Origin of the sequence: Sphaerisporangium sp. NPDC088356 (assembly GCF_040685555.1) — a bacterium.
Classification (GTDB): Bacteria; Actinomycetota; Actinomycetes; order Streptosporangiales; family Streptosporangiaceae; genus Sphaerisporangium.
Genome location: NZ_JBFBIK010000018.1, coordinates 50,318 through 63,424, shown reverse-complemented (window position 1 = coordinate 63,424; position 13,107 = coordinate 50,318). Strand labels below are relative to the sequence as shown.

11 protein-coding genes are annotated in these 13,107 nt (G+C 71.7%); 5 read left to right on the top strand and 6 right to left on the bottom strand.

The features are described 5' to 3' along the window. Nucleotides 1-26: 26 nt before the first annotated feature. Complete coding sequence (locus AB0O34_RS09945) at nucleotides 27-1,550, bottom strand: HAMP domain-containing sensor histidine kinase (RefSeq protein ID WP_363914631.1); 1,524 nt, start codon at nucleotides 1,548-1,550, stop codon at nucleotides 27-29. Further along, nucleotides 1,547-2,200 carry a response regulator transcription factor gene (locus AB0O34_RS09940; RefSeq protein ID WP_363914629.1) on the bottom strand — a complete coding sequence of 218 codons (654 nt, stop codon included), beginning with the start codon at nucleotides 2,198-2,200 and terminating at the stop codon, nucleotides 1,547-1,549. The genes AB0O34_RS09945 and AB0O34_RS09940 overlap by 4 nt, the downstream gene beginning before the upstream one ends. A gap of 298 nt (nucleotides 2,201-2,498) precedes the next feature. On the opposite strand from AB0O34_RS09940, the gene AB0O34_RS09935 reads away from it, so the two are divergent. Beyond that, nucleotides 2,499-2,666, top strand: a complete 168-nt coding sequence (locus AB0O34_RS09935) for a hypothetical protein (RefSeq protein WP_363914627.1) — start codon at nucleotides 2,499-2,501, stop codon at nucleotides 2,664-2,666. Nucleotides 2,667-2,773: 107 nt separating this feature from the next. On the opposite strand, the gene AB0O34_RS09930 is transcribed toward AB0O34_RS09935, so the two are convergent. Both AB0O34_RS09930 and AB0O34_RS09925 read right to left on the bottom strand, forming a co-directional pair. Beyond that, complete coding sequence (locus AB0O34_RS09930; protein ID WP_363914625.1) at nucleotides 2,774-3,589, bottom strand: inositol monophosphatase family protein; 816 nt, start codon at nucleotides 3,587-3,589, stop codon at nucleotides 2,774-2,776. Then, entirely contained in the window at nucleotides 3,586-5,565 is a 1,980-nt protein-coding gene (locus AB0O34_RS09925) for a S9 family peptidase (RefSeq protein WP_363914623.1), read from the bottom strand. Before AB0O34_RS09925 ends, AB0O34_RS09930 begins: the two co-directional genes overlap by 4 nt. Before the next feature lie 73 nt (nucleotides 5,566-5,638). On the opposite strand from AB0O34_RS09925, the gene AB0O34_RS09920 reads away from it, so the two are divergent. Beyond that, a complete protein-coding gene (locus tag AB0O34_RS09920) occupies nucleotides 5,639-6,607 on the top strand; it encodes a ferrochelatase (RefSeq protein ID WP_363914621.1) in 969 nt (322 codons plus the stop codon). Here the strand turns inward: AB0O34_RS09920 and AB0O34_RS09915 are convergent. Beyond that, nucleotides 6,598-7,833, bottom strand: coding sequence for a lytic murein transglycosylase (locus tag AB0O34_RS09915; protein ID WP_363914619.1), 1,236 nt, complete (start codon nucleotides 7,831-7,833; stop codon nucleotides 6,598-6,600). The two genes, AB0O34_RS09920 and AB0O34_RS09915, sit on opposite strands and share 10 nt — an antisense overlap. A 164-nt stretch (nucleotides 7,834-7,997) precedes the next feature. On the opposite strand from AB0O34_RS09915, the gene AB0O34_RS09910 reads away from it, so the two are divergent. Together AB0O34_RS09910 and AB0O34_RS09905 are read left to right on the top strand one after the other, a co-directional pair. Continuing rightward, on the top strand, nucleotides 7,998-9,182 hold the full coding sequence (locus AB0O34_RS09910) for an MFS transporter (RefSeq protein ID WP_363914617.1): 1,185 nt from the start codon (nucleotides 7,998-8,000) through the stop codon (nucleotides 9,180-9,182). Nucleotides 9,183-9,250: 68 nt separating this feature from the next. After that, complete coding sequence (locus AB0O34_RS09905; protein WP_363914615.1) at nucleotides 9,251-10,531, top strand: D-arabinono-1,4-lactone oxidase; 1,281 nt, start codon at nucleotides 9,251-9,253, stop codon at nucleotides 10,529-10,531. On the opposite strand, the gene AB0O34_RS09900 is transcribed toward AB0O34_RS09905, so the two are convergent. Further along, nucleotides 10,507-11,328 carry a hypothetical protein gene (locus tag AB0O34_RS09900; RefSeq protein WP_363914613.1) on the bottom strand — a complete coding sequence of 274 codons (822 nt, stop codon included), beginning with the start codon at nucleotides 11,326-11,328 and terminating at the stop codon, nucleotides 10,507-10,509. The genes AB0O34_RS09905 and AB0O34_RS09900 overlap by 25 nt on opposite strands. Nucleotides 11,329-11,858: 530 nt before the next feature. Here AB0O34_RS09900 and sepH point away from each other — a divergent pair. Then, nucleotides 11,859-13,107 (top strand): septation protein SepH (gene sepH, locus AB0O34_RS09895; protein ID WP_363914611.1); only part of this gene is annotated, 1,249 nt, incomplete at its 3' end.

The following is a 13,107-nucleotide window of genomic DNA, read 5'->3' as shown; positions in this document are numbered from 1 at the left end:
GCGTGAACGAGACGCCCCCCGCCGTATCAACCCGCCGGAAGTCGCACCGTCATCACGAGCCCCCCGCCTTCCCGTGGAACCGCCTTCACGATCCCCTGATGGGCGCGGACCACCGCGCGCACGATGGACAGCCCGAGCCCCGCGCCGCGCGCCGATTCCACGCGGTCGGAGTTGAGGCGCCTGAACGGTTCGAACAGGTCGTCCACCTCGTACGCGGGGACGTGCGGCCCAGTGTTGGCCACCTGAACAACGGGAGTGCCGTCCACCATTCCCGTGCGCAGCCAAACCTCACCGGACTCGGGAAGGTTGTGCTTGATCGCATTCTCCACGAGGTTGGCCACCAGTCGCTCCACCAGTACCGGATCCCCCATTGTGGGGGCGGGACGAAGGTCGGTGTGCACGGTGACCTTCGTCTCCTCGGCGAAGGAGGCGTGCTGCTCGACCACCGCCTCCCCGACGTCGCGGAGGTCGACGGGCTTGCGCACCGCCAGCTCGCGTTCGCTGCGGGCGAGCAGCAGCAGGCCCTCGATCAGGTGCTCGTTCCTGGCGTTGGTGCCGAGGAGCGTGCGGCCGAGCACCCTCAGGTCATCGGAGGCCTGGGGGTCGCCCAGGGCGACCTCCAGCACGGTGCGGTTGATCGCCAGCGGGGTGCGCAGCTCGTGGGAGGCGTTGTCGACGAACCGCCGCTGCGCGTCGAAGGCACGGTTGAGGCGGGTGAGCATGGCGTCGAAGGTGTCGGCCAGCTCCTTGATCTCGTCGTCGGGGCCCTGCAGGTCGATGCGCTCGTGGGCGAGCGAGGTCTCCGACAGCCGCCGGGCCGTGGTGGTCATCTTCTGGATCGGACGCAGCGCCCGGTCGGCGACGAAGTACCCGAACAGCAGGGCCAGGATGCCCACCCCGCCCAGCGCGAGCAGCGACCGGGCCAGCAGCTGGGCGCGCGCCGCGGCGATGGTGTCGTGCCGGAACGCGTCCCACCTGTCCTGGATCAAGCCCACGACCCCGGCGGGGAGGTCGTCGAGGTTGAACGGCAAGGGAGGCCACGAGTCGTAGATGGCCTTGCCGACGAAGGAGTAGATCACGAAGACCAGGAGCGCCCCGGCCGCGAAGAACAGCGCGCCGTAGGTGAGCGTCAGCCGTACCCGGATGCTCATGCGCCCGGACACCTGCCGCACCCGCGCGATCAGGTCGTGCGTGACGGGGGCCGGCGCGATGGGAGGCGGGCCGTCCCAGGCGGGCGGCCCGCTCGGCGGCGGTGGCGGCGCCTTCGGCCGGAACAGCCTGCGCGAGCTCTCCACCGTGGGCTGGTCGCTCGTGTGGGTGCTCGCCGGCGCTCTCGGAGCGCTCGATCCGATCACGGCCCGGGGGCTCGGGGGTGGCGTTAAACCGGTCGCGCCCCGTGACCCGGACGAGCCCCGTGAGCCGGGCACGCCACCTGGGCCGGTGAGCTCTTCCGCCTCCTCCGCGGGAGCGGAGGTGTCAGGTGGAACGATCATCGGCTGGGGCGAGGAGAAGGTCGGCCGCCCGGCCGCCCGGTCGCGTTCCGCGCTCACAGCTTGTATCCCACTCCCGGCACGGTCTCGATCACCGCCGGGTCGCCCAGCTTCTTGCGCAGGGTCATCATCGTGACCCTGACCACGTTGGTGAACGGGTCGATGTTCTCGTCCCACGCCTTGTCAAGCAGGTCCTCCTGGCTGACCACGGCCCCCTCGGCGCGCATCAGCTCCTCAAGGACGGCGAACTCCTTCTTGGTGAGCGCGATCTCGTTGTCCTCCCTGGTCACCAGGCGCTTGCCGGGGTCGAGGCGGATGCCCGCGCGCTCCAGCACCGGCGGCAGCGCCGGGGCCGACCGGCGGCCGAGCGCCCGCACGCGCGCCACGAGCTCCATGAAGGCGAACGGCTTGGCGAGGTAGTCGTCGGCGCCCAGCTCCAGGCCCTCGACCTTGTCGTCCACCTCGCCCGAGGCGGTCAGCATCAGGATGCGCGTGGCCGTGCGCTGGGCCACGAGCCGCCGGCAGACCTCGTCACCGTGGATCTTCGGCAGGTCGCGGTCGAGCACGACGACGTCGTAGTCGATGTACCCCGTGCGTTCCAGCGCTCCCGCGCCGTCGTAGGCCACGTCCACGGCCATCGCCTCGCGGCGGAGCCCCGTCGCGATCGCGTCCGCGAGCACCCGCTCGTCTTCCACCACAAGCACCCGCACGACCCCTGGCACCTCCTGTAGTTAACGGCCCCCGCCATGCGCGTCGCGCATGCCCAGGCAGTACAGCTCGCAGGCTCATTGTTGCCACATTTGGCTTAAGCGCATGGTAAGCACTCGCCGGCAGTGCGGCGGACCGGTGACACAAAGCACACTGCGGACATCCGGCGCTCGTGGTTTAAGACAGACAGCGGGGTGGGTAGACCCGCAAGACCCACTTCAACGGCCGGGGAAGATTCTGTGCTCTCCCCAGGCTGTGCGTGGCACGACTGCTCCTTCGCCCCTCGAGAAAGAAGGTGAGATGGGCGAGTTCACCACCACGATCGAAAATCGGCTCGACCAGGCCTACAAGGGTCTCCAGGAGGCGCGCACGACCGGCGACGACTTCCTCGCCGACACCCTCTCCGCGGAGATAGAGGATCTACGCCGGATCGCCGACGACAACGGTGTCTCCATCCAGCACTGCTGAAGCTCCTCCAGACGACAACCAGGGGCCCACCCGTCCGACGGGTGGGCCCCTCGTCATGTTCGCTCCGGCCGGCGATGCCGGCATCACGCCATGGGTCGCCGGCGGCCCTAGGCGTCACGCTCCGGGTCGAGAGGCGCCAGGAGGTCCTGTAGCTCCTCGAACAGGCCCGGCGTCGCGCACACCGTCATGCCGGGGTTGTACGGCCGGCCGCGCAGCCCGCCGATCATCGCCCCCGCCTCCACCGCGATCAGGCCGCCCGCCGCGAAGTCCCAGTACTGCGGGCCCCGCTCGTAGTAGCCGTCCACCCGCCCGGCCGCGACCGAGCAGAGATCGGACGCGCAGGACCCGCCCCTGCGGATGTCGCGCACCTTGGGCAGCACGTGCGTGAGCACCTCCGCCTGCACGGCCCGCCGTCCGGGCTGGTAGCCGAACCCGGTGGCGATCAGTGCCTGGGACAGGGGCACGGCCTCGTTGCAGCGCAGCGGCATGGCCGGGAGGCCCGCCCGCAGCAGCTCAGCCCCGCCGCCCTTCCTCGCGGCGAACAGCTCACCGCGGGGCACCACGTTGACCACGCCCGCGACGACCTCGCCGTCGACCTCCACGGCGATGCTCACCGCCCAGTCGGGCAGGCCGTACATGAAGTTGACGGTCCCGTCGATGGGGTCGACGATCCAGCGGACGCGCCCCTCTCCGGTGACCTCGCCGCCGGTCTCGCCGCCCTCCTCGCCGAGGATCGCGTCGCCGGGCCTGGCGGCCCTGACGCGGTCCCTGATCAGCTCCTCCGAGGCCCGGTCGAGCGCGGTGACCACGTCGGTCATGCTGGACTTGGTCTCCACCGCCTCCGGGCGGGCCGGGCGCTTGGCGATCAGCATGTCCCCCGCCTCGCGGGCGATGCCGACCGCCAGGTCCAGGAAGTCGGTCATCCCAGCGACTCCGGGCGCTTCCACTCCTCGCCGAGGACGTGCTGCGCCAAAAAGGCCAAAACCGTCTCGTACCAGGTGATCACATTGCCCGGCTTGAGGATCCAGTGGTTCTCATCCGGGAAGTAGAGGAACTTGGACTCGACAGACGATCTGCGCAGGTCCCACCAGAGCCGCAGGGCCTCGCCGATCGGCACGCGGTAGTCCTTGTCGCCGTGGATGACGAGCATGGGCGTCCTGATCTCGTCGAGCGAGTGGTGGGGCGACAGCAGGCGGTAGCGGTCGGCACCTGGCTTTCCGAACTCCCGCTGCCAGTACAGCGCGGAGTCGGTGGTCCCGGCGAACTGGTCGAGGTTCCACAGGGACGCGTGGGTGACGACCGCCCTGAACCGGTCGGTGTGCCCGGCGACCCAGTTGGCCATGTAGCCGCCGAACGAGCCGCCCATGACGCCGGTGCGCTCGGCGTCGATGTCGGGCCGGGCGACGCACGCGTCGGTGATCGCCATCAGGTCGGCGTGCGTGCGGGGGCCCCAGTCGCCCCAGCCCCGCTGGATCATCTCCTGGCCGTAGCCGGTGGACAGGCACGGGTCCGGCATGAGGACGGCGTAGCCGTGCTCGGCCATGATCCAGGGGTTCCACCGCCACGACCAGTCGGTCCAGCTCGCCAGCGGCCCGCCGTGGATCCACAGCAGCAGCGGGGCCGGATTGCCCGCCGAGGCGCCGGGGGGCAGCACGAGCCAGCCTCTGATCTCCACGCCGTCGTCGGCGACGGCGGTCACCTCGGTCAGGGTTCCCGGGATCTCGATCGCGGGCGCCGGCGAGGGCAGCTCGGTGACCTCGCCGCCTTCGAGGGCGATCCGCACCGGTACGGCGGGGCCCGCCACCGAACTGCGCAGCGCGTACAGGTAGCGGCCGTCGGGCGAGGGGCATGGTTCGAGGAAGGCCTCGTCGCCCGGCGTCAGCCGCACCTGGTCGCCCGTGAGGCCGACCTGGAAGATCGGGCGGCGGCCACGGTCGTCCGCCACGACGTACACCGACCCGGAGTCGACCGCCCACACGGTCGCCGACGGGGCGAGATCGGTGGTGAGCGCGGAACCCTCACCGGTGGCGAGGTCGGCGATCCACAGCGAGAACTCGACGGCCCGCTCCTCGCCGGCATGCAGCTCACGCCAGCAGGCGACCTTGGTACCGTCCGGGGAGATCTTCACCGGGCCCGAGAAGTCGTGCTCGTCGGAGGAGGCGAGGACGCGCCGCTCCCCCGTCGCGGCGTCGATCGCCACCAGATCGGTGCGCGCCCGCCCGGCGGGCAGCGGCACCCTCCAGGTGGTGACGACCGTCGAGCCGTCGGGGGTGACCGCGAACGCCGCCTCGGCCAGGGCCCCTCCCGGCTCCGGGGTCAGGTCGCGGGGCTCGGCGAGGCCGGGCAGCACGGCGGCGAACAGCCGCGTGCGGCCGGGGCCGAGATCATGGTCCCAGTAGCGGATCGGGTATCCCTCGTGGAGGATCGCGCTGGTCCCGCTCTCCTTCCTGGACTTGCGCCGGTCCGCCTCGGTGTCCAGGTCGCCGGGGAGCACGTCGGCGCCGAAGACCACCGTGGGGCCGCCCACTTCGAGCCCTCCGATGCCTCCTGGCCTCTCCGCCAGCCTGCGGGCCTCCCCGCCCCTGGCCGGGAGCACCCACAGCGCGGGAACCTCGTCCTCGGGCTGGTCCTTCACCGTGGGGTCGGGGCGCCGCGACACGAACAGCAGGTCGCCGTCCGGGGTGAACTCGGCGCCGGTCTCGCCCTTGGCCGAACGGGTCAGGCGGTGCGGCTCGCCCCCGGGCTCGGTGGGCACCTCCCAGATCGAGGTGCCGTACGACTTCCCGTCGGGGTTGAGCGACTGGACGACGGAGACCAACCGGGACCCGTCCGGAGAGAGCCGCAGCGACAACAGGCGCGGCACGCCGACAAATTCGCGAATGTCCTTAAAGAGGCTCACTTCTCCGAACCTACCCCCACCCGCTCCCCCGCCCCTAGACCTCGTCGTCCCGGAGATGGGGTTGGATGGTGGCATGGCACGTTACGACGCGTTGCTGGTCGTCTCCTTCGGCGGCCCCGAGAAGCCCGAAGACGTGATGCCGTTCCTTTCGAACGTCGTCCGGGGCAGAGGAGTGCCCCACGAGCGCCTTCTGGAGGTCGAGGCCCACTACCAGGGCGTCGGCGGGGTGAGCCCGATCAACGGGCAGTGCCGCGACCTGATCACGGCCCTGCGGCCCGAGGTCGACCTCCCGATCTACTGGGGCAACCGCAACTGGCATCCCTTCCTGGCCGACACGCTCCGGAAGATGGCCGCCGACGGCGTCACGCGGGCGGCGGCGTTCATCACCGCGGCCTACAGCTCCTATTCGAGCTGCAGGCAATATCTGGACGACATCGCCCAGGCGCAGGCGGAGGTGCCCGGCGCGCCCGAGATCGTGCGGCTGCGCCACTACTTCGACCATCCCGGCTTCATCGCCGCCATGGCCGACCACACCCGCGAGGCGCTCGACCGGCTCCCCGAGGAGCACCGCGACGATGCCCGGCTGGTGTTCACCGCCCACAGCATCCCGACGTCCATGGCCGCGTCCTCGGGGCCGTCCGGCGGGGCCTACGAGGCCCAGCTCCGCGCCGCCGCCTCGCTGGTGGCGGGCGAGCGGCCGTGGGACCTCGTGTGGCAGAGCCGCAGCGGGCCGCCGCGGGTCCCGTGGCTGGAGCCCGACGTGTGCGACCATCTGGCGGCGCTGCACACGGCCGGCACCCAGGCGGTGGTGCTGGTGCCCATCGGGTTCGTCTCCGACCACATGGAGGTCGTCTACGACCTCGACACCGAGGCGGCGGGCGTCGCCCGCGAGCTGGGCATGCACCTCACCCGGGCCGCCACCGCGGGCACCCATCCGCGGTTCGTGTCCATGGTCCGCGAGCTGCTCGACGAGCCCGAGCCGCTGCTGCCCTGCGCCTCCGCCACCTGCTGCCCGGCGCCCCGGCGGCGCCCTCAGGCGTAGGCGCGGGCGTAGGAGCCGGCGATGCCGAGCACCTTGTCCACGTAGTCCCACGAGTGGTTGTAGCGGAAGACCGCCGAGCGGAGCTTCGTGCCGCCGAGGCCGCCGCCGTTGGCGCACAGGTAGCGCGCGGCGGACGGCACCGCGTCGTACGGGCTCCAGATGTCCGCCTTGCCGTCCCCGTCGCCGTCGACCCCGTACGCCTTCCAGGTGGCCGGCATGAACTGCATCGGGCCGAGCGCGCCCGCCGACGAGGGGCCGTTGTTGCGCCCGTGGCCGCTCTCGACCTGCCCGATCGCAGCGAGCACGGTCCATGACAGGCCGGGGCAGACGCCGGAGGAGAGCTTGTAGAGGTCGAGATAGCTGCCGGGCCGTCCGACGAGGGCCGTGCCCGGGCGCCCGGCCACCGGCGGCAGGGTGGTGCTCGGCCGGGCGACCGGCGTGGGCGCGGTCACCGCGCGGCGCGCGCCGATCACCACGACCTGCGCGCCCGAGCCCAGCAGCCGCTTGATCCGGGAGCCCACGGAGGCCGCCTTGCTCGCGGGGGTGTGGACGAGGATGGCCACGCCTGGGACCAGGCCGAGGCCGCGGCCGACCTCCTTGGTGACCAGCCCGTCGACGCCCGGCAGGCCGAACGGCGCGGACGCGGCGACCCTGAGCCGGGAGCCGCCGCCCGCCTCGTACTCGCCGCCGAGCTTCAGCATGTACCGCCCGGCGGTCCTGGACTCGGCGATGAACTCGCCGCGCTCCAGCGCGTCCCACACCTCGGGCTGGCCGGCGACGGCCGTGGGCGCCCACGGGCGGTACTCCGCCGGGTCGACGGCGAGGAGGTTGAGCGTCGCGGCCGAGAAGCGGACCGCTCCACCGTCGGCCACGGCCATGTTCGTCACGCCCCGCAGGGCGGCGATCTCGCGCAGCGCCGTCTCGCTGACCTTCTCGCGCGCGACGGCGATCAGCCGGGGCGGCGTGGGGCCCGTGGGAGCGCTCGCCTGCGGGGAAAGCGCCTGGGACGGGGAGGGGGACGGCGCCGAGGCCAGGACCGGGAACGGGGACACCGGGGCGGTGAGGTCGCGGACGTCCGCCGCGGGTGTGCCCTCCGCGCCGTACGGGTCGCCGGCCGCGTCGTGGAGGATCAGGAACGCGCTGCCGGCCAGCACTCCGAGTGCGGTGATGAGGGCGAGCCCCGCCAAGACGGCGCGCGGCGGCACGCGCCGGGGACGATGGGACACTTGACCCACGTTAAACCCACGAATCCTGTTTCGTGTACGTTGCCCAAAAATCACTTGCCGCGTCCGCGAATGGTGCGCAAGGGTACAAAGAGCTAGTTCGACGCGCACCGGGGGTGCGCGAAAGGGGCGAGATCGTGGTCGGGCCGTATCGAGGGCTCTTCAGCATGCCCGGCACCAAAGGCTTCGTCATCGCCGGTTTCGTCGGGCGTATGCCGATGTCGATGCTCGGGATCGGCATCGTCCTTCTCATCTCGGCCCTCACCGGCTCGTACGCGACCGCCGGAGCGATCTCGGCGACCGTCGCCGTCGCCTACGCGGTAGCCGCCCCGCTCTCGGGACGGCTCGTGGACAGGTTGGGCCAGTCAAGAGTACTCATCCCGTTCGTCGTCCTGCACGGCGCCGCGCTGGTGACGATGATGCTCTGCGCGGAGTACGGGGCCCCCATCTGGACGCTGTTCGCCACGGGAGTGGTGGTCGGAGGGGCCGCCACCTCGCTGGGCTCGATGGTCCGTGCCCGCTGGTCGCACATGCTGGGCGGGTCGGCCCGGCTCCACACGGCCTTCTCCTTCGAGTCCGTTGCCGACGAGTTGATCTTCGTCGCCGGACCGGCGCTGGTCACCGGCCTCACCACCCTGGTCAACCTCTACGCCGGGCTGATCCTCGCGCTGGTCTGCACGATCATCGGGACCGTCGCCTTCGCGCTCCAGCGGCGGACCGAGCCGCCCGCGCGGCCGGGCGCGTCGCAGTCGGGCAGCCCCATCACGATCCCGGGCGTCGCGCTGCTGTCGTGCGTGTTCCTGGCGATGGGCGCGGTGTTCGGCTCGGTCGACCTGATCACGGTGGCGTTCGCGGAGGACAACGGGACCAAGGCCGCCTCGGGGCTGCTGCTCGGCTCCTTCGCCGGCGGGAGCATGGTGTCCGGGCTGTGGTACGGCTTCCGCCAGTGGCGGATCTCGCTGCGCCACCGGTTCGTCCGGGGCCTCGGGGTGTTCGCCGTCGGGCTGACCCCCATCCTGATCATCGGCGACACGAGGATCATGGCCATCGCCCTCTTCTTCGCCGGACTGGCCATCTCGCCCACGATCATCACGGGCTACGCGCTCATCGAGCGGCTGGTTCCCAGCCACCTGCTCACCGAGGGGATGTCCTGGATCTCCACCGCGGTGGGATTCGGCGTGGCGATCGGCGCCTGGGCAGGCGGGCGGCTGACCGACTCGTTCGGCGCGTCCAACTCCTACGCCTTCTCGTTCGTGGCGGCGCTGCTGGCCGTGGGGATCGGCGTCAGCGGCAACACCCTGCTCCGTACTCCCGAGATCGGCTCGGCGGAGGCCCGATCCACGGCGGCGTGAACCCGCATTACATGAGCTTTGTTCATGTCTCTGGTCAGACGCGTGGTTCGTGATTATCGTGCTCCACCATGAACGCCGTCTTCCGGAACTGGGCGGGCAACCAGTCCATCACGCCCGCCGAGGTACGCGCCCCCGCCTCAGCCGATGAGGTGGCGCGAGCCGTACGCGACGCCGCCGCAGGCGGGATGCGGGTGCGCATGGCGGGCACCGGGCACTCCTTCACCGGGGTGGCCCTCACCGACGGCATCCTGCTGCGGCCGGAGGCGCTGACCGGCGTCCAGGAGGCCGGCGAGGACCGGGTGCGGGTCGCGGCGGGCACGCCGCTGCGCGTGCTCAACGAGGAGCTGGACCGGCGCGGGCTGGCGCTCGCCAACATGGGCGACATCACCGACCAGACCGTGGCGGGCGCGATCCAGACCGGCACCCACGGCACCGGCCGGGAGATCGGCGGGCTCGCCGACCAGGTCGCCGAGCTGGAGATGGTCCTCGCCGACGGATCGGTCGCCACCGTGTCGGAAGGCGACCTGTTCGACGCCGCCCGGGTCGGCCTCGGCGCGCTCGGGATCCTCACGGCAGTGACCTTCAGGGTCGAGCCGGCGTTCCTGCTGCGCAATGTCAGGCGACCGATGACGCTCAGCGAGATCCTGTCCTCCCTGGACGAGATCACCGGCGAGAACGAGCACCTGGACTTCTTCTGGCTGCCCCACACCGACACCTGCCTGACCAAGCGCAACAACCGGTCGGCGGGCCCGGCGGCGCCGCCGGGCGCCTTCAGGCACTGGCTCGACAACGTCTTCCTGGAGAACACCCTCTTCGGCGCCCTGTGCGGGGTCGGGCGGCGGTTCCCCGGGGCCATCCCCACGCTGAACGGGATCTCCGCGAGCGCGCTCACCTCCTCCGCCTACACCGACAAGGCGTACAAGGTCTTCACCAGCGTGCGGAACGTGCGGTTCCTGGAGATGGAGTACGCCATCCCGCGCGAGCACCTGGGCCAGGCGCTGCGCGAGACGCGCGACCTGCTCGAACTGAGGGACTGGCGGATCACCTTCCCGATCGAGGTGCGGGTCACCCCGCCCAGCGACGCGTGGCTGTCCACCGCCTACGGCAGGGACTCCGCGTACATCGCCTGCCACATCTACCGCCCCACCCCCAACCCGGCCTACTTCGAGGGGGTCGAGGAGATCATGACCCGCCTCTCGGGACGGCCGCACTGGGGAAAGCTGCACACCCGCGACGCGGCCTACCTGTCGGCCGTCTACCCGAGGTTCGACGACTTCGTGGCGCTGCGCGACGAGCTGGACCCCCACCGCCTGTTCTCCAACGACTACCTGGACGTGGTGCTGGGCTGACCGGTGGCGCCCTGCCCGTCCCCCTGGTCCTCCGTACCGGAGTCCTGGGCCGGCGGCGCGCTTCCCTCGGGCGACGCCGGGGACGACGGGGTGGAGGGCTGCCCGGTCTCCGCCGTGGTGGGCCCGGCCTCCCGGGACGCGCTCGCGCCCGCCTTCGGGGAGGGGCTGGATCCGGAGACTCCCGCCGAGGTCGAGGGGGTGGGAACGGGCGGTCGCGGCTCGTCCACCTGCCCGCCCCAGCTCGTCCCCGACCCGCCCTGCCCGTGGACGGTGGCGGCCAGGGGCTTGCCGCTGAGCAGCTCGAACGCCAGGATCCCGCCCATGGCCAGCGCGAAGGTGGCGACCGTCGCGACGACCAGCGTGACCCAGAGCGGGCCCGGCATGCCCTCTCGCCTCAGCGGTGGCGCCTGCGCCGCGGCGGCGTCCCGCGGAGCCGTCTCGCCGGCGGGGGGCGGCAGCTCCGAGGGGCCGTGGTCGCGGACCGTCGCGTGGACCGCCGTGGCCAGCCCGTCCTCCCCCGGGCGGGCGAGGGCCGCCTCCTCCGCCTCCTCCTCCAGCGCCTGCTTCTCCTGCTGCCCGGTGATCAGCCCGTGCGCCTCCTTGAGGCGGTCGCGGGTGCGCTTGAGGTAGTGCGTGTAGACGGCGTTCCCGACCGTGGTCGCCGCGCTGGCCACGGCAGCGCCGATGATCGTGCCGGTGACTCCTAAGAACGACGCCGCGACGGCCGCCGTGGCCGCCGCGAGGGCGCTGCCCGCGATCTGCGGAGCGCTGAGGTCCAAGCCTTCCTTGCCGCCCATCCCTGAGATCAGTCCCCTCTGTGCGGTGGCGGTGGTCCGGCACGTTCTGGGGCGTCCCGCCATCCCCTGTGCCGCCACCTGGCAGGAGGAACGGGACGCTGCCGCCTCACTTCTATCCGGGATGTGGGGGTATGAACATCTTTTACGGTTTCCACCGGTCGCGGGCGTTCAGCGGCGCGGCCGTACCGCGACGGAGATCATTTTCCGGACGCCGGCCGCCTCCCCGGGCTTGGCGGGGAGGCCGTCGCGACGTCGCAGGTCCGGGCCTTTCTCATGCCTCTTGGCGGAAGTCGAAGGCGGCGGCGGGCGCGATTCGCGAGAATCCGTGCAGGACGCCTAACCCGTTTGCTGCATATCGACCAGCCGATAGATAGGGTGAAAGCGACATATATAACCGCCTCTCATCGCTTCCCGTGCCTCTGAGGAAGGCGATGTTCGGACATGCCGGGTACGGTGCTGGCAGGTAACCGGCTCACGCGAGAGACTCAAGGGTCCGGGGGAAGATTGAGCACGACGACGAAGGGACTCGCATGCAGGAGCTCCGACTCGTCGCGGTGAGCGAGGACGGAACATACCTTGTGCTGGCCACGGCCGGCAGGGGTACACGGTTCACGCTTCCCGTCGACGAACGGCTCCGAGCGGCGGTCCGCGGCAACTTCTCCCGTCTCGGCCAGTACGAGATCGAAGTGGAGAGTCCGTTGCGCCCCAAGGAGATCCAGGCCCGCATCCGTGCGGGGGAGACCGCGGAGGAGATCGCCGCCACCGCAGGCATCCCCGTGGAGCGTGTCCGCTGGTTCGAGGGACCCGTCCTGCAGGAACGCGAGTACACCGCGCAACAGGCGCAGCGTGTCGCCGTGCGCCTGCCCGGGGAGTCCACTCCGGGGCCGACCCTCGGTGAGCTGGTGACCGAGCGGCTGAGCCGCCGCGGCGTCCCCAGCGACGAGATCGACTGGGACTCCTGCAAGCGTGACGACGGCCTCTGGCGCATCAAGCTGGGCTTCGTCTGGAACGGTCACACGCGCAGCGCCGAGTGGCTGTTCGACCTCAGGCGCCGCCACGTCACGCCGTACGACGACGAGGCCATGCGCCTGTCCGCGGCCGAGTACGTCGAGCCCGCCGAGAACGGCACGGTGACGCCGTTCGTGCCCCGCCTCGCCGCCAAGCTCGCCCCCGTTCCGACGATCCCGGTCGAGGCGCCCACGTCCCTGCCCGGCGTCGCGCGTCACGACCACGCCGCGCGCAGCCACCCCGACCCCGTACGGCCCGACCTGCCGGACCTCCGCGACCTCCCAGACCGCGACCGCCCCGAACCCGCCGAGCCCGCCGCCTTCCGCCAGGAACCGGCGACCCACCGGGAGCCCGCCGCCTTCCGCCAGGAACCGGCGACCCACCGGGAGCCTTTCCGCGAGGAGCCTGCGCCGCTGCGCGCGACCGAGCCCTCCCCGGCCGCGAGGCCGGCCGCCGAGCCCGTACCGGGTCCGGTCGCGAGGCCCGCGACCGAGCGCGCGCCCCGGCCCACCTTCGAGCCCGCCGTCCAGCAGTCCTTCGAACGCCACCCCCAGCCCACCTTCGAGCCGGCCGCCCACCGCTCCCCCGAGCCTGCGGCCCACCGCTCATCCGAGCCTGCGACCCAGCACTCCGCTGAACCGTCTGCCCAGCACTCCTCCGAGCCTGCGGTTCACCGTTCCTCCGAACCCGCGGCTGAGCACTTCTCCGCGTCAACGGCTCACCACTCCCCCGAACCGGCGGCTCAGCACGCTGCCGAACCGGCGGCTCACG

Bases quoted from the DNA above. Each gene is read 5' to 3' on its own strand.
- AB0O34_RS09900 (WP_363914613.1), bottom strand. From the start codon at position 11,328: ATGGGCGGCAAGGAAGGCTTGGACCTCAGCGCTCCGCAGATCGCGGGC.
- AB0O34_RS09910 (WP_363914617.1), top strand. From the start codon at position 7,998: ATGCCCGGCACCAAAGGCTTCGTCATCGCCGGTTTCGTCGGGCGTATG.
- AB0O34_RS09930 (WP_363914625.1), bottom strand. From the start codon at position 3,589: ATGACCGACTTCCTGGACCTGGCGGTCGGCATCGCCCGCGAGGCGGGG.
- AB0O34_RS09920 (WP_363914621.1), top strand. From the start codon at position 5,639: ATGGCACGTTACGACGCGTTGCTGGTCGTCTCCTTCGGCGGCCCCGAG.
- AB0O34_RS09935 (WP_363914627.1), top strand. From the start codon at position 2,499: ATGGGCGAGTTCACCACCACGATCGAAAATCGGCTCGACCAGGCCTAC.
- AB0O34_RS09905 (WP_363914615.1), top strand. From the start codon at position 9,251: ATGAACGCCGTCTTCCGGAACTGGGCGGGCAACCAGTCCATCACGCCC.